At 46.5% G+C, this 15,221-nt stretch carries 15 protein-coding genes; 9 read left to right on the forward strand and 6 right to left on the reverse strand.

Annotation, left to right across the window (positions count from 1 at the left end; genetic code table 11):
• Nucleotides 1–23 precede the first annotated feature (23 nt).
• From ACBP55_RS04310 to ACBP55_RS04325, 4 genes are all read left to right on the forward strand, one after another.
• Nucleotides 24–1,370: an extracellular solute-binding protein gene (locus ACBP55_RS04310; RefSeq protein WP_464649996.1), complete on the forward strand. Its 1,347-nt coding sequence runs from the start codon at nt 24–26 to the stop codon at nt 1,368–1,370.
• Nucleotides 1,371–1,442: 72 nt separating this feature from the next.
• Entirely contained in the window at nt 1,443–2,318 is an 876-nt protein-coding gene (locus ACBP55_RS04315; RefSeq protein WP_464649998.1) for a carbohydrate ABC transporter permease, read from the forward strand.
• A 28-nt stretch (nt 2,319–2,346) separates the two neighbouring features.
• Nucleotides 2,347–3,219 carry a carbohydrate ABC transporter permease gene (locus tag ACBP55_RS04320; protein ID WP_464650000.1) on the forward strand — a complete coding sequence of 291 codons (873 nt, stop codon included), beginning with the start codon at nt 2,347–2,349 and terminating at the stop codon, nt 3,217–3,219.
• A gap of 159 nt (nt 3,220–3,378) precedes the next feature.
• Nucleotides 3,379–4,473, forward strand: a complete 1,095-nt coding sequence (locus ACBP55_RS04325) for a GGDEF domain-containing protein (RefSeq protein WP_464650001.1) — start codon at nt 3,379–3,381, stop codon at nt 4,471–4,473.
• A gap of 845 nt (nt 4,474–5,318) precedes the next feature.
• Here ACBP55_RS04325 and ACBP55_RS04330 read toward each other — a convergent pair.
• From ACBP55_RS04330 to ACBP55_RS04345, 4 genes are all read right to left on the reverse strand, one after another.
• Nucleotides 5,319–6,170, reverse strand: a complete 852-nt coding sequence (locus ACBP55_RS04330) for an SDR family oxidoreductase (RefSeq protein ID WP_464653225.1) — start codon at nt 6,168–6,170, stop codon at nt 5,319–5,321.
• A 108-nt stretch (nt 6,171–6,278) separates the two neighbouring features.
• Nucleotides 6,279–6,728 carry an acyl-CoA thioesterase gene (locus ACBP55_RS04335; RefSeq protein WP_268617149.1) on the reverse strand — a complete coding sequence of 150 codons (450 nt, stop codon included), beginning with the start codon at nt 6,726–6,728 and terminating at the stop codon, nt 6,279–6,281.
• A gap of 6 nt (nt 6,729–6,734) precedes the next feature.
• Nucleotides 6,735–8,354 carry a long-chain fatty acid--CoA ligase gene (locus ACBP55_RS04340; protein WP_464650003.1) on the reverse strand — a complete coding sequence of 540 codons (1,620 nt, stop codon included), beginning with the start codon at nt 8,352–8,354 and terminating at the stop codon, nt 6,735–6,737.
• Nucleotides 8,355–8,512: 158 nt separating this feature from the next.
• Entirely contained in the window at nt 8,513–9,310 is a 798-nt protein-coding gene (locus tag ACBP55_RS04345) for a Cof-type HAD-IIB family hydrolase (protein WP_464650005.1), read from the reverse strand.
• Between the two features lie 123 nt (nt 9,311–9,433).
• On the opposite strand from ACBP55_RS04345, the gene ACBP55_RS04350 reads away from it, so the two are divergent.
• The 5 genes from ACBP55_RS04350 (at nt 9,434) to ACBP55_RS04370 (ending at nt 13,377) form a co-directional block, all read left to right on the forward strand.
• The gene (locus ACBP55_RS04350; RefSeq protein ID WP_464650007.1) at nt 9,434–10,117 is read left to right on the forward strand and encodes a DNA alkylation repair protein; all 684 of its coding nucleotides are present in this window, start codon (nt 9,434–9,436) and stop codon (nt 10,115–10,117) included.
• A gap of 208 nt (nt 10,118–10,325) precedes the next feature.
• The gene (gene add, locus ACBP55_RS04355) at nt 10,326–11,372 is read left to right on the forward strand and encodes an adenosine deaminase (protein WP_464650009.1); all 1,047 of its coding nucleotides are present in this window, start codon (nt 10,326–10,328) and stop codon (nt 11,370–11,372) included.
• Between the two features lie 200 nt (nt 11,373–11,572).
• Nucleotides 11,573–11,776, forward strand: coding sequence for a copper ion binding protein (locus ACBP55_RS04360; RefSeq protein ID WP_464650011.1), 204 nt, complete (start codon nt 11,573–11,575; stop codon nt 11,774–11,776).
• Entirely contained in the window at nt 11,776–12,612 is an 837-nt protein-coding gene (locus ACBP55_RS04365; protein ID WP_464650013.1) for a hypothetical protein, read from the forward strand. The genes ACBP55_RS04360 and ACBP55_RS04365 overlap by 1 nt, the downstream gene beginning before the upstream one ends.
• Nucleotides 12,613–13,377, forward strand: a complete 765-nt coding sequence (locus ACBP55_RS04370) for a (S)-benzoin forming benzil reductase (RefSeq protein ID WP_464650015.1) — start codon at nt 12,613–12,615, stop codon at nt 13,375–13,377.
• A gap of 15 nt (nt 13,378–13,392) precedes the next feature.
• On the opposite strand, the gene mscL is transcribed toward ACBP55_RS04370, so the two are convergent.
• Both mscL and hisC read right to left on the reverse strand, forming a co-directional pair.
• Nucleotides 13,393–13,860, reverse strand: a complete 468-nt coding sequence (mscL, locus tag ACBP55_RS04375) for a large conductance mechanosensitive channel protein MscL (RefSeq protein ID WP_464650017.1) — start codon at nt 13,858–13,860, stop codon at nt 13,393–13,395.
• 119 nt (nt 13,861–13,979) lie between these two features.
• Nucleotides 13,980–15,095: a histidinol-phosphate transaminase gene (gene hisC, locus ACBP55_RS04380; RefSeq protein WP_464650019.1), complete on the reverse strand. Its 1,116-nt coding sequence runs from the start codon at nt 15,093–15,095 to the stop codon at nt 13,980–13,982.
• Nucleotides 15,096–15,221 lie beyond the last annotated feature (126 nt).

Consider the following 15,221-nt stretch of genomic DNA (forward strand, 5'->3'; position numbering starts at 1 on the left):
AAACTTTTAGGAGGTCTAAACAAATGAAAAAGTCATTGATCGTTACACTGGCGGCTACGATGTCACTAGCCTTATTGGCCGGTTGTGGTTCTAGTGGAACAAAAGAGGGTGCAGCAGGTACCACGGCTCCCAAATCGACGGATGCAGCCAAACCAGCTGAGAAAGTAAAATTATCGATTTGGCACAACTATACAGGCGAAGATCTTCGCGCCAAAACCATGCGTGAATATATGGAAAAATTCAAGAAGGATCACCCGAATGTCGAATTAGATATTCAGGGAATTCCGCCCGATGGTTACCGTCCACGGTTAAAAACGGTAGCTGCCGCTAATGAAATGCCAGATCTATTCGTCATGTGGCCAGGTGTTATGACGAAGGAATTCGTCGGTGGTGACTTGATTCAGCCGATTAATGAGCTGCTGGATAGCAAAACGGAATGGAAGAACGGTTTTATGCCAGGGTCCTTTGATGATTTCACGATCTCAGGCAAAACCTACAGCGCACCGATGGCTCTATCTCCGACTTCGATCCTTTACTACAACAAAGAAATCTTTAACAAATATAATGTACAGCCGCCTAAGACATGGGACGATCTCATGAAGCTGGTGGATACGTTCAAGAAGAATAATGTTACGCCAATCGCACTGGGCAATAAAGCGGCATGGGTTGCGCAGTCCAGCATTCTCAGCTCACTTGCAGACCGTGTAACAGGTACGGATTGGTTCCTGAAAGCAGTGGATCAGAATGGTGCCAAATTTACGGATCCAGAATTCGTACAAGCTCTGACGTATCTTCAACAGCTTGGCAAAGCTGGCGCTTTCCAAGAAGGCTTCAACAGCATTGATAATACACAAATGGAACAAATGTTTGCGCAAGGTAAAGCGGCCATGATGATCGATGGTGGTTGGGCATTGCCGAACTTAGCGTCGAATACATCCAAAGAAGCATTAGCTAACATGGCTGTTACCGTACTGCCAACCGTGCCTAACGGCAAAGGTGATCCGAACTCCCTTTCAGGCGTAGTGGGAACAGGTCTAGGGATGAGCAAGAAAGTTACAGGCGCTCAGAAAGCGGCCGCCTATGAATTGATCTATGCTCTGTCTGGCCCAGAAGCACAGAAAGCCATCTTGGAAAGCAATCAGCTCGTAAGCTACAAAGTAGACTTGGATACAACCAAAGTATCATCCTTGTTTGCAGAAGTGTACAAAATGATGAACACGGTCAAGAAAACGCCAGTTTACGATGGCAAGCTTAGCTCCGCTAGTGCCGATGTCGTGAACAATGGTCTTCAAGAGCTCCTCATGGGTGGCAAGCCTGAGGATATTGCCAAAAAAATTCAAGACGCGCAAGCTAAAGCCGTCGGCAAATAAAGTACGGCCACAGGACTCCAGCCAAAGCCCGGCTGGAGCCTTTTTTCAAAAAAGATAGCAAGGAGGGAAGTTATGACCGTATCCGCTAGAATCAGAGGATTCATTACCATAGGGCTGCTTCCGGCCTTAGTACTCTATCTGTTTTTTGTCATTGTACCGATTTTCTGGTCGGCCTACTACGGCTTTTTCGACTGGAAAGGTATTGGTGCAGCCAAATTTATCGGATTTGACAACTATGTAGAAGTGTTCAAAGATCCAATCTTCTGGAAAGCTTTTAAAAATAACATGCTAATCGTTGCAGCTTCCGTTTTCGGTCAGGTACCGATCGCTATGGTATTAGCGCTTCTACTTATGCGCAGCACACTATTTCAACGAGTTATTCGAGCTTCTGTCTTCATGCCCATGGTGCTGTCCTCGGTTGTTGTCGGGATCATCTGGGGGTACATTTACCACCCGCAAATCGGTATTCTCAACTTCCTACTAGAGGGCATTGGGCTTGATAGCTGGAAGAAATCTTGGCTCTCCGATCCGAAAGTATCGATGTTCGCGCTCATGGTGCCGATCATCTGGAATTATATTGGTCCCTACATGATTATGTTCATTGCCGCTCTACAAAATATTTCACCGGAGATTGACGATGCTGCTCAGCTTGATGGTGTGGGTCCGGTGCGCAAATTGTTTGCAGTGACACTGCCTATGATTTGGGATACCGTCAAGGTGGCCGTCGTGCTTTGCATATCCGGAAGCTTGAAGGCGTTCGATCTTATCTATGTCATGACAGGCGGTGGACCGGCTCACTCCACGGAACTGCTTGCTTCTTATATGTACAACAGCACATTCAATGTATATCGTTTCGGTTTTGGCAGCGCCATTTCCACGGCCATTATTATTCTTAGCTTGATCTTAATCGTTGGCAGCCAATATCTCATGAAACGAGATTACCGTTAGGAAATAAATTCTCTCAGGAGGGACATCTATGGAGCAGGTTGTATCGATGCAGACGGGTTTTCCCGCTGGAGGTAAGAGGCGAAGAGGGTGGGGGCGCGGTGTCATCAACGTCTGTTTGACCCTGTATGCACTTGTCACGCTTTACCCGCTGATTTGGTTATTTATGAGTGCTTTAAAGTCCAATGAGGAATTTCATTCGCGGCCCTTTTTACTGCCGACTGTTTGGAAATGGGACAATATCGTCCGGGCATGGAAAGTATCGGGTATGGGTCTCTCGCTCTGGAACTCTACCGTAGTAACGGTGGTCTCACTCGTGCTGACCCTAGTTATTGGAGCACTGGCAGCCTTTGTTTTATCGCGTTTTGAATTCAAATGGAAGCCATTTTTTATGGGCTTATTCCTGCTCGGAATGCTGATTCCGATCCACAGCACACTTGTACCCCTTTTTATTATTATGAAAAAAATAGGCCTTCTGAACACGTACGGTGCACTCATTTTACCTTATGCGGCCTTTGAACTGCCACTAGCCATCTTCGTCATCGCGGCTTATTTAATTACGATTCCCAAGGAAATTGAGGAAGCGGCGTTAATCGATGGTACGGGCTATTGGGGCATTTTCTTTCGGATGATGCTTCCGCTTAGCTTGCCGGCGCTATCTACGGTTGCGATCTTAGGATTTTTACGCTTTTGGAATGATTTCGCGTTCGCGCTAGTCTTTATCAGCAAGCCTGCGCTTAAGACAGTTCCGCTGAGTTTATCCGCTTTTGCTACGGGATATATGACCGATTACGAATTGACGATGGCTGCGCTTGCCATTGCCGTATTGCCTACCATTATCGTGTTCTTGCTTTTCCAGGAGCAGATTATGAAGGGGATGACGGCTGGAGCAGTCAAAGGGTAATTACATTAAGTGTACGGAGATATTATAAAAAATTGCCATCCTTGGATTCCAAAAAGAGTCCTGAGGGTGGCGATTTTTATTTGTGTTTATGCCAATCCCTCAAGCTCGTCCTCATAGTTTGCTAACAAAATTATGCTACGATTATAGGGGGTGGATAGCATGAATGACGTATCTTTTGAAACATTACAGGCTTTGATTGCCAACTTCTCTATCGTCACCGCTTATTTGTTTTTGGCCAGCCAAGTGATTTATAAGGATTGGAACTTGGGCACGCCTACAACTCTGTATACGAAACTTCATATAGGCGTTTTAACTGGCATATTAGGTATTATACTAATGGAATTCACGGTTAAGCTGAACGGTACGATTTTAGATTTTAGACAGCTGGCGATTATAATAGCAGCGCTATTCGGTGGAGTTTACTCTGCCGTTGTTACTGGGATCATTATGTCCCTTATGCGTTTATTGGCTTTTGGCACGCTAAGTCCTGCTACCATCTTCGCCGCTTCGAACACTCTTTTAATGTCGATCATGCTTGGGTTGATTTGTACAAGAAACCTGAGCTATTGGAAAAAGTGGACGTATTCTCTAATGGTTAGCAATCTTTTTACGATCATCATTTTTCATATCAATCTAGGGACAAAGGGGACGATTCCGTCCCTCATCTATTTGATCATGATGACTTTAGGCGGCATTTTCACCGCTTATTTGACACAATTTCTGATTAAAGCGAAAACCCATTTCCTGATGATTGAAAAGGCAGCTACGTTTGATTTTCTGACAGAGCTCAATAACCATCGTACCTTTGATGAAGCATTTAATTCGTTACTGCTGGAAGCAAAGGATAAGAACGAAGCCTTGACTTTGATGATTATTGATATCGATCATTTTAAAAAAGTGAATGATACCTACGGTCATCCTAATGGTGATACCGTGTTAAAACAATTGGGCAAATTGCTAAAAGAAGTTTCTCGATCTTTCGATATCGTCTCACGTATAGGAGGGGAAGAGTTCGCTATCTTGCTATACGATTGTCCTCATAAACATGCCTTAATCATTGGGGAGCGTATTAGAATGGCTGTTAAAAACAATGAATTTCTGCTTAATGAGGGGAAGGTCATACAGATCACTGTATCAGTGGGTGTTGCCACGTACCCTGATACCAATGGGAATATCAAAGAAGAAGCGGATAAGGCGCTGTATAAAGCCAAATCTTGCGGTAGGAATTTGGTTTGTTCGAATCAGTCCGCTTGAATGAAGCATAAAGACACAATCATGATTAAAGGTGCCCTTGAGAATAATCTGCAAAATATTTCAACTGAAATCCCCAACATATGCTGGTTGGTTGAATATAAGTTCATATTAACTCCAAAAACCGTCAGGTGGTCTTATCACAGGTAGCCTGACGGTTTTTTGGCAGCTATCCTCTCTGAAGCTTGCGAGGTAACGGATTTTGTCCGAGAAAGATTGTGGAGAAATGTATGATCACTTGGTAGGTAATGTTGATTTCCTCATTTTTACCTTTTGGTGTGAGAAACTGGGGAAGTAGGTGAGTAGGGAGATAGGAAAATAGGATAATAGGTAAAGAGAAATAGGGAAGAAAGAGAGTAGGGAAGCAGGAGAGCGTGTAAATAGAAAATTGGCAAAGGCTAATAAGTGAGTCGGGGGAGTAGGTAGAGGTATTGGTAAAGGTAATTAGGGAGTAGGAACATGGTGAGTATGTGAATAGGTAGGACGCATAGGCGATGAGTGGGTAAATTGGTAAAGTGAATAGAGGAGGGGAGAGTGGTGAGTAGATAAACGGGTAAACAGGAAACAGGAAACAGGTAAATGGGTAAACAGGTAAACAGGTAAACAGGTAAACAGGTAGGGAAAAAGGAAGGCAAGTTGTACTTCGTACAACAATTTCCTTGATTTTCACTAGAAAAGCAGAAGATGTTGTATAACATGCAACAATTTTGCCTATTTATCGCTGAAAAGCTACTTTTTGGTTAAAAATGCTGTATTTTTTGCAACATTAGCGGGGAAAACACGGATTAACTTGCGTAATGTTGTACGAAATACAACATTACGCAAATGAGAAATGATCATACCTACGCTCAGGACTTGCCCTTGCGCGTCATCTCCGCAAGCTCAACCCACTGCTCCTCGGTCACCTCGAGCAGATCGTTGAACTGCCCGGCGCCCTGCAGCCATTCGCCGCCGTCGATCGTGACCACTTCGCCGTTAATGTAGGCGGCGTAGTCCGAGATCAGATAAGCCGCGAGGTTCGCGAGCTCATCCTTCTCCCCGACCCGCCGCAGCGGCACGCGGTTCAAGAGCTTCTCCGACAGCTCGGGCGTCGGAGCCAGTCGGCTCCACGCGCCGTCGGTCGGGAAGAGCCCCGGCGCGATGGCGACTTGCCGGATGCCGTGCCGCGCCCACTCGACGGCAAGCGAGCGCGTCAGCGCAAGCACGCCGGCCTTGGCCGCAGCCGACGGTACAACGAAGGCCGATCCGGTGGAGGCGTAAGAGGTGACGATGTTCAGCATCGTACCGCCGACGCCTTGCTCGATCCATCTTTTACCCACTTCTAACGTGGTGTAGAACGTCCCGTGAAGGACGATATCCAGCACCGCATCCACGGCGCGCGGAGATAATTTATCTGTCGGGCTGGCGAAGTTGCCGGCCGCATTATTAATCAGTACATCAATACGGCCGTAGTGCTGTTCCACAGCGGCCACCATCTCGGCAATTTGAAGCGGGTCACGTACGTCACAGCTTTTGTAGAATACTTCTTTGCCGTCAGTGCCCATTTCGGCTGTTGCTTTAGCGAGCACCTCCTCGCGTCGGCTGGTAATCGCGAGTTTAGCACCTAGAGTCAGGAATTTCTCGCCCATAGCACGGCCTAGACCAGTACCGCCGCCTGTAATAAGAATGACTTTATCCTTCAGCAAGGTTGCCTCGAACATATCCATCGCGCCCTTCATCGTCAATTTACGCTGCTAATGATTAATGCTGTGAATGTGCTGCCATTGCTATTGCTATTGCTATTGTTACTGGTACTGGTACTGCAATTGCTACTCGATGAACGTAGCCTCGAATTGCTCGATCCGGCTTGCTAAATCTTCGGGGAGCGGAGTGCTTTTTTGCGTATGAACATCGATATAAACGCCAGTGCTGGTAGCGAAGCTCACAAGCTGCTTATTCGCCCGCTTAACAATGGCATACTGTGTTTCAATCGACGAAGTGCCGATCCGGCTCACTTTCATATAAATGTCGAGTTCATCGTTAAAATGTGCTTGCGACTTGTATTCGACGCTTTGGCTGACGAGAAAGAAGGTTTTATCAGCCAGATTACCATCTGAATTTGCATAAAATAAACCCAAACCGTTCATATACTCACAGCGGGCTTGCTCCATGTAAATGACGGAAGAAAGGTGACTTAAGTGTCCGTTCGCATCGGTTTCACAGAAACGAACTTTCGTTGGTGTATAAAAGCGGAAGCCTTCTAATTCGAAATTGTTCATGGCTATCTAATCTCCTGTAAAATAGGCTTGATATTTCTCGCGAAGCTCGCGTTTCATAAACTTACCTACCGACGATTTAGGTATTTCGTGGAGGAACACAACATCGTCTGGAATCCACCACTTCGTGAATTTGTTTTTCAGAAAATCGAGTAATTCCTCTTTGACGTCATCAGTTTGTAACACAGCGTCCTTCAGGACGACGAAGGCGAGCGGCCGTTCAGCCCATTTGGGATGCGGCACGCCGATGACACAAGCTTCGAACACATTCGGATGCGCCATTAATGCGTTTTCTAAGTCGAGAGATGAGATCCATTCCCCACCGCTTTTGACCAGATCCTTGGCCCTATCCACCAGCTTCACAAATCCCTCAGGATCAATAACCGCGATATCTCCGCTATAAAACCAACCGTCCTGGAACGATTCCTGCGTTCGGGCATCTTTGTAGTATTCCGTAGCTACCCATGGTCCACGAAGTAGGATTTCGCCCATTTCCTTCCCATCCCAAGCTACCTCGCCCCGAGGTCCAATGATTTTCATATCAAGCCCTGGCACAAGTAAGCCCTGAGTAGCCCTTGCATCGTACTGTTCGTCGTAAGAGGCATCTTCTTGATAGCTTTTGAGGCGGGCAACGGTAACGAGAGGACACGTCTCTGTCATCCCATAGGCATGATAGAAGGGAACCTTGAGCCGCTGTTCGTAGCTTTCAATCAGACTGCGCGGGGCAGCAGAACCGCCACAGACAACGGCGCGAAGGGATGATAAATCTGCTTGCAGTAATTCCTGCACCTTAAGTGCGGCCGTCCATACCGTAGGAACACCAGCAGCAATCGTCACTTTCTCGTCCGCGATCAAACGGAGCAGGATGTCAGGTGTCGGAGAAGGACCCGGAAGCACTTGTTTGCTGCCGAACCAGACAGATGCGAACGGGAGTCCCCAAGCATTAACGTGAAACATCGGCACAATAGGCAGGACGGTGTCACGTTCAGAAAGTCCTAGTGTATCCGACAGACCAATGGAGAGTGAATGCAGATAGATCCCGCGATGAGAATACACCACGCCCTTGGGATTGCCTGTTGTCGCAGATGTATAGCAGATGCCTGCGGGAGCGCTTTCATTAATGTCGGAAGCGTATGTATAGTGCGGGTCGCCGCCCTCTATCATGTTCTCATATAAATAGACGGGATGTAAAGAAGTAGGCGGCATTTCCTTTTTGTCCGTCATCAAAATATAGCCTTCTATCGTCGTAAGTTGATCCTGAATCTTCTCGATAATAGGGAGTAAGGTTTCATCAACGAAGAGGAAACGATCTTCCGCATGATTAAGAATATAGGCAATATGCTCAGCGGGGAGGCGGATGTTGACGGTATGCAGCACAGCCTCCATACAGGGGATGGCGAAATAAGCCTCCAGATGCCAATGATGATTCCAGGCAAAAGTAGCAACCCGATCTCCGGGTTTCACGCCAAGTGCTTGCAAGGAGCTGGATAACTGCTTCGCTCGTCTCCCGAAATCGGCGTATGTATACCGATGGATGCCGGTGCTTGTACGTGAAACAACCTCTTTTTTGGGGAACAAGGTTTGTGAACGTTCAAAGAGAGAGCGCAGCGTTAACGGGAAATTTTTCATGTGGAGACACCTCCGGAGATAGTCTGATTCTATTGTAATATATAAGCCGGAGGGACAAGATATGTCCAAATAACAAGCGATTTTAAATAAAAAACCGACTCCGGCATGTGAATCATGCAGATGGAATCGGTTTAACTCGTACGTGCGATTAGCTACACTTACGTATTCAAAATAAACTTTTCAATAACATGTCTGACGCCATCATCGTTATTGCTCTTCGTTACGTAGTTCGCCAGCTCCTTGAGCTGAGGCAGCGCATTGTCCATGGCGACCCCAAGTCCAGCGACTTCGAGCATTTCACGGTCATTCCAAGCATCACCAAGGGCAATGACGTCATCTAAGGAGCAGCCGATATGCTCAGCAAGGAAAGTGATCGCATGTCCTTTGGTGCCTTCCTTGTGCATGAATTCCAAGTAGTGCGGTTTGGACTTCGTAATGTGCAGCTTGTCACCTAGCAGGGGCAGCAGCTCTTCGCGCAGCTGGTCGCAAACTTCCGGCGTATCGACGATAAGCATCTTTGGCTGTGGAATATCAATCCATTGGCGCAGATCACCAATGATATAAGGCGTCTTGGAAAGACGCACGTAGGCTTTAATCTTTTCGTTATCTTCACCTGCATAAAGCTGATCCCCATGGTAAAGCTGTAGATGAAGATTGCGCTTTTCGCAGAAATCAAGCAGTAGACGGGCGCTTTCCACTGGAACTGTACGCTCGTAGAGGACTTCTTCATCAAGTAGATTCTTGATTAAGGCTCCTTGATAAGTGATAATCGGAACATTAAGTCCGATCTGGTTGGCAATTTTGGCGGCGGATGGGAAGCTTCTTCCCGTTGCAATCGTTACGGTTACGCCTTTGGCGACAGCCTGATGCATAGCATCAATAGTTTCTTGTGAGATGGTTAGATCATCACGCAGTAGCGTATCATCTAAGTCAGCAGCAACTAATTTGTAAGTCATGTAGTTCTCTCCGATCCGATAAGTAGTCTATATGAAAAATTCTGCTATAAGCATACCCGAATTACTTTGGAATTGCTACAATAAAGCGAATAGTTGATAGGTTAAAAAGGAGGTACGTTACCGATGGCATCCCCATATACGGACAAGCTAGAAGCTTGGTTAAGAGCTCACCGCAGCACGGCAAATGCGCCGAGCATGGAAGCCTACATGAAAAATCATTTCCCATTTCTCGGGATTCGAAATCCAGAACGAGTAGCATTGACCAAGCAATACACGAAGGAACATGGCTTCCCTCAAGGGGAGGAGGGGGTCAAAGTTGCCAAAGAGCTCTGGGAATTGCCGGAGCGCGAGTTTGCCTACACGGCATTATTGATCCTTGCCCAGCTGCGAAAAACCACTGATCGAGAGCATATCGATGTCTTGGAGTATTTCGTCGTGACCAAATCTTGGTGGGACACCGTGGATATGATCGCTGATCACTTAATCGGCTTTCACCTGCAGAGATTTCCTGAGTTGATTCCATCCTATGTGGATAAGTGGCTAGCTTCGGATCATATGTGGCTGCAAAGAACGGTGATATTGTTCCAGCTAAAGTATAAACAACGGACGGATGTACCACTTCTTTTTAGCTGCATCAAGCGTATGGCCGATTCGAAGGAATTCTTCATCCGCAAAGCAATAGGCTGGGCGCTTCGTGAGTATTCGAAGACAGACCCTGCGGCGGTACAGTCTTTCGTTGCAAGTACGGAGCTTTCGCCGCTGAGCGTGCGGGAAGCGTTGAAAGTGATTCATCGTAAGGAGAAATAAATAGAAGATCCACAGTGGGGAGAATGATCGCTCTTAGTGTGGATCTTTTTTTATTTCCAGAAATCCATGCAATGTCATTATATCTGACGCATATATTGATAAAACCAACATTTGTCATGTATATTGACATGTCCATGACATTCGGTTAAAGTTATAAAAATTCTTTAAAAGCGCATTACCAGATTAAAAGAAAAAGGAGAGATGGAAGATGAATAACATGCGGGCTAACGATCTATTAGCGAGATTACCCAAGGTTGATCTTCACTTGCACTTGGATGGCAGTGTGAAGCCAGAGACGATTCTGGATCTCGCTCGTAGGCAAGGCATTGAACTTCCTGTTTATGATAAAAATGGACTCATCCCACATATGCGAGTAGGTGAGGAGTGCGGAAGTCTCATTGAATATCTAAGTAAATTTGATTTTACTACACGGTTTTTACAATCTGCTGAAGCCTTGGAACGGGTTGCCTATGAGGTCGTCGAACAGTCTGCTGAGCATAATTGCAGATATGTGGAAGTTCGTTTTGCACCGCAGCTCCATAGGAACAACGGTTTGACGGTTGAGGAAACGATTCATCATGTGGTAGAGGGAATGAAGCGGGGGCAGCGTGATTTCGGTGTAAGAACCGGCGTCATTGCGATCTGCATGAGAAATCATTCTTGCGAAAGCAACCTGGAAGTGATCGAAGCGGCTGCTAAGTATGTAGGGAAAGGCTTAGTCGCTGTCGACTTAGCTGGTGATGAGGCGTCGTATCCGCCGGAATGTTTCCGAGAGGTTTTTGCGGAGTCAGGAAGACTTGGTATTCCTGTCACAATCCATGCCGGAGAAGCGGCCGGAGCGATGAACGTGTATGAAGCCGTTACGAACCTCGGCGCTGTTCGAATTGGGCACGGTGTTCGATTGAAGGAGAACAAAGCTATATTGGAAATGGTCAAGGATCGCCGTATCCCGCTCGAAATGTGCCCGACATGCAACATCCAAACGAAGGCTGTCTCCGGTTGGGAAGCGTATCCGATTCGCGAATATTTGGAGCAAGGGCTAGTCGTAACGATTAATACGGATAACCCCAGTGTTTCGGGTACCAATATTACGAATGAATACCGGGTGCTCAAAGACCGCTTTGGCTTTACGACACCCGAGCTGGTTAAGCTCATTATGAATGGCGTAGATGCCGCATTTATGGAGGAGCATGATAAACTGTCGTTAAAACGAGAGATGGAAGATGAAATGAGCAGTTTGGGCGTGCTCAACTAGCAGCCTAAAGCGAGAAGAATTCGTTGCGATCAGGCAACGGGTTCTTTTTTTGGTTATGGATACTTGACATTATAGGGTAGGGGGGTATACTATAAAATGTATAACGGTATTCAAGAAGGCGACCTCGCCGTTGTGGATGAACGGCTCAAACATTGAATACCCTAATGAAATAATTTTACATAATAGAAGGAGCGTTGAATATGTCTAGTATTATTTTAAAAGTTGAAGGAATGTCCTGTAATCACTGTGTGAATTCGGTTGAGAAAGCGGTGAAGGAGCTAGGTGCAGAAGGTAAGGTGAATCTGGCTAACAAGGAAGTCGAAGTACAGTTCGATGAGACTAAGCTTAGTGTGGGAGCCATCAAAGATGCGATCGAAGAGCAAGGCTACGACGTGGTGCAATAATGAAGAAAATAGGCGTAATTCTCCTCACATTGGCTATTTTGTTGAGTGCTTGCGGTAAAGCCGCAACCACCGATCACTCCGTGCATTCAGAAAATAAAGAGCAGGGACACGCTGGTCACGAAAGTAGTGGATCGGCGGCGGATAAAGAAGGCATTCAGGCTGTATTTAAGCTTTCTCCCGACCCTGTTCAAGCTAAACAAGAAACTGAGATGACGGTACAGATCCTTGATAAAAATGGAAAATCTATAGATGATTTTGATCTGAACCATGAGAAAAAGATGCATCTGATCCTTGTTAACCAAGATCTTGCTTACTACAAACACTTACACCCGACTTATCAAGGTAAGGGGTTGTTCACGATTCGTGCAGCGCTTCCTGCAGGGGGCAACTATAAGTTGTTTGCTGATTTTAAGCCTAGCGGACAGGCGCAAATCGTTAAAAGTTACGTCATAAAAGCAAGCGGAGAGGCTGCGCCAGCCACAGCTTTGCAGCCTGACAGCAAACTTACCGCAACGGTGAATGGTATGGAGATATCACTGGCGGTTGATCATCTCATGGCGGGAATGGACCTGGATTTGACCTATACTTTCAAGGATGCCGCTACGAAAAAGCCAATAACCAATTTGCAGCCCTATTTAGGTGCTGTAGGGCATGTGGTTATTCTTGATGAGAAAGCGGACCAATATCTGCATGTACATCCTGTAGATGAGAAATCGGCAGGGCCAGAAGCCAAATTCAAAACATCCTTTCCGAAGAGTGGTATCTATAAAATATGGGGCGAATTTCAACGGGATGGTCAAGTGATAACAGTTCCGTTTGTCGTAAAGGTGCCGTAAATGGATACGTATATCATTACAGGCGGTTCAAAAGGACTCGGCGTTGCGATCATCCAGCAGCTACTGCAGCAGGGAGCTGCGATTCACTGCATTTCCCGCAGCGACAGTGAAGCTTTGCGCCAAGAGGCGCTGCGCGCGGAAGGTACACTTACCTTCCACGCTTACGACTTGGCGGACACGCAAGGCCTAGATTCGCTCATGGAGCGAATCCTCAGCACGGTGGATGGAGCGGATGCCATCACGCTCATCAATAATGCTGGCATGCTCGAGCCGATGACGTCGATCGGCCGAGCAGACCATGACGACCTGCAGCGCAGCCTGCAGGTCAATCTCATCGCGCCCGCGCTGCTGACGAACAGCTTCATTCGGCTCACGCAGGCGTGGCCGATCATGAAGCGGATCGTGGGCATCTCCTCGGGCGCGGGGAAGAAGCCCTATCCCGGCTGGGGTGCCTACTGCACCGCCAAAGCCGGGCTCGATATGCTGACGCGCTGCGTGGGCGTCGAGCAGATGAACCAACCGCACCCGGTGGAGATTTACTCCATCGCACCGGGTGTGGTTGACACGGATATGCAGCGGGAGATCCGCGCTGCTGCGGAAGAGGACTTCCCGCAGGTGAGCCGGTTCGTCCAGCTCAAAGAGCAGGGCGAACTGCAATCGCCCGAAGCGACAGCGAGGCAGCTGCTCGACCTGCTGCAGACGAATGCCTTCGAGCAAGGCGAGATCGCCGATCTGCGCACAAAAAAGCCCGAATCATCAACATGATTCGGGCTTTTAGCATTATTGAATACTACCGGAAACTGCAGCACCTGATGACAGCTCTGAAGTACAGAACTTACAGCGAGTAGCTTGTACAGGAATTTCGGACAAGCAGTGCGGACAAGATTTGGATGTTACCACTTTTTCTTTCGGCTCTTCCTTCTTGCGGAACTTGCTAAGCTGTTTGATAACAAGGAAAATAACAAAAGCAACAATTAGAAAGTCTAGGAAGGTCGAAATAAATTGTCCGTAATTAAAGGTAGGCGCACTAGCTGCAACCGCATCTTTAAGGGTATCGTAATGCTTGCCATTTAATGAAATAAATAGATCATTGAACTTCACTTTGCCAATTAACAGCCCAACAAGCGGCATAATCAAATCATTTACAATCGAAGTAATAACCTTCCCAAAAGCCCCGCCAATAATAACCCCAACAGCCAAATCTACCATGTTCCCTTTGAATGCAAAATCTTTAAATTCCTTAAGCATCGCTTCGCTTACCCCCATGAGACAATAATTGTTAGTATTGTAGCATATTTGATTGCACGCAAACAATTGGCGGTAGGTCTCGGATCCGTTAAAGGCATTTTTGAGCTGTGGCTATCAAATCAGGTTTGCTTAATGAATATCTCGCTAAGCGCCTCGATTAATATTGTATGATCTTCGGACGTCCCAACTGAAATCCGCACATGATTAGGGAGGTTCCAAGCTCCGCCATAACGAATAATAATGCCTTTATTCATCAGCTTTTCATAGATGTTTTTAGCTTCCGGTCCAAGCTCGACCAATAGGAAATTACTCATGCTGCGTGTGAAATTCAATCCCATTGCCTGCAAGCCTTCATATAACTGCTCTCTCCCGCGAGCATTCATCTCACGTGTCGCATTAAGATGCTGATCATCCTTAATCGCCGCAGTAGCGCCAACTTGTGCTAATGCATTCACATTGAAAGGTTCTTTGACCTGACGGATATTATGCAAAATACTTGGGGACGCGATGCCATACCCAACACGAATACCAGCCAATCCGTATATTTTGGAAAAGGTTTGTGTGACGACGATGGGGTAGCCCAAACGCACAAGCTCCAACCCATCACTATAATCATCCACTGTTACAAAGTGACTATAAGCCCCGTCGAAAATAACAAGAACATGGGAAGGGAGCTCATCCATAAGCCGGCATAAATCCTGTTTCTTCATATATGTGCCGGTTGGATTGTTAGGCGAGCAAATATAAAGCAGCTTGGTTTGTTCCGTTACAGCAGCGAGTATATCGTCAACATCATAGCGGTAATTTTCGCGAAGCGGTACTTGCACGACACGAGCGCCCATTAGATTAGCCCCGAATTCATATTCGCTAAACGTTGGAGAAGGAACAATAATCTCATCCCCTGGTTCCAGAAATGTTTCCGAAATAAGCGTAATTAGTTCATCGGCTCCATTGGTTATGAGGACTTCATCAGAAGAAAACTGTAATTTCTCGGCAATTGCCCCCCTAAGATCAACCGTGTCGGCGTCTGGGTAGCGATGGATATCGGTCAGATAAGATTGAATGGCTGTTAGTGCCCATGGTGAAGGACCTAAAGGATTTTCGTTAGAAGCAAGCTTGGTGACCTTTTCGATACCTAATTCTCGTTGAACTTCCCAAATGGGTTTCCCAGGAGAATATGGCTTCATGCGTGAAAGAACGCTGCGAGGGCGAATGTTTTTAATTGTCCGACTCATACGAATCACTCCTAATTCATTTTAGTAAGGTTAGTTTAATGCGTTACTATAATAATACATTACCTCGTTAATGTAGTAAAGTCTAGATAATCTCCATATCCCATTTTTTGGAGAACATAGTATAAT

The organism is Paenibacillus sp. WG02, assembly GCF_055396115.1.

Bases quoted from the DNA above. Each gene is read 5' to 3' on its own strand.
- ACBP55_RS04320 (WP_464650000.1), top strand. From the start codon at position 2,347: ATGGAGCAGGTTGTATCGATGCAGACGGGTTTTCCCGCTGGAGGTAAG.
- ACBP55_RS04365 (WP_464650013.1), top strand. From the start codon at position 11,776: ATGAAGAAAATAGGCGTAATTCTCCTCACATTGGCTATTTTGTTGAGT.
- ACBP55_RS04345 (WP_464650005.1), bottom strand. From the start codon at position 9,310: ATGACTTACAAATTAGTTGCTGCTGACTTAGATGATACGCTACTGCGT.
- ACBP55_RS04350 (WP_464650007.1), top strand. From the start codon at position 9,434: ATGGCATCCCCATATACGGACAAGCTAGAAGCTTGGTTAAGAGCTCAC.
- ACBP55_RS04325 (WP_464650001.1), top strand. From the start codon at position 3,379: ATGAATGACGTATCTTTTGAAACATTACAGGCTTTGATTGCCAACTTC.
- ACBP55_RS04370 (WP_464650015.1), top strand. From the start codon at position 12,613: ATGGATACGTATATCATTACAGGCGGTTCAAAAGGACTCGGCGTTGCG.
- add (WP_464650009.1), top strand. From the start codon at position 10,326: ATGAATAACATGCGGGCTAACGATCTATTAGCGAGATTACCCAAGGTT.
- hisC (WP_464650019.1), bottom strand. From the start codon at position 15,095: ATGAGTCGGACAATTAAAAACATTCGCCCTCGCAGCGTTCTTTCACGC.
- ACBP55_RS04360 (WP_464650011.1), top strand. From the start codon at position 11,573: ATGTCTAGTATTATTTTAAAAGTTGAAGGAATGTCCTGTAATCACTGT.
- ACBP55_RS04340 (WP_464650003.1), bottom strand. From the start codon at position 8,354: ATGAAAAATTTCCCGTTAACGCTGCGCTCTCTCTTTGAACGTTCACAA.
- ACBP55_RS04310 (WP_464649996.1), top strand. From the start codon at position 24: ATGAAAAAGTCATTGATCGTTACACTGGCGGCTACGATGTCACTAGCC.
- ACBP55_RS04330 (WP_464653225.1), bottom strand. From the start codon at position 6,170: ATGTTCGAGGCAACCTTGCTGAAGGATAAAGTCATTCTTATTACAGGC.
- ACBP55_RS04315 (WP_464649998.1), top strand. From the start codon at position 1,443: ATGACCGTATCCGCTAGAATCAGAGGATTCATTACCATAGGGCTGCTT.
- mscL (WP_464650017.1), bottom strand. From the start codon at position 13,860: ATGCTTAAGGAATTTAAAGATTTTGCATTCAAAGGGAACATGGTAGAT.
- ACBP55_RS04335 (WP_268617149.1), bottom strand. From the start codon at position 6,728: ATGAACAATTTCGAATTAGAAGGCTTCCGCTTTTATACACCAACGAAA.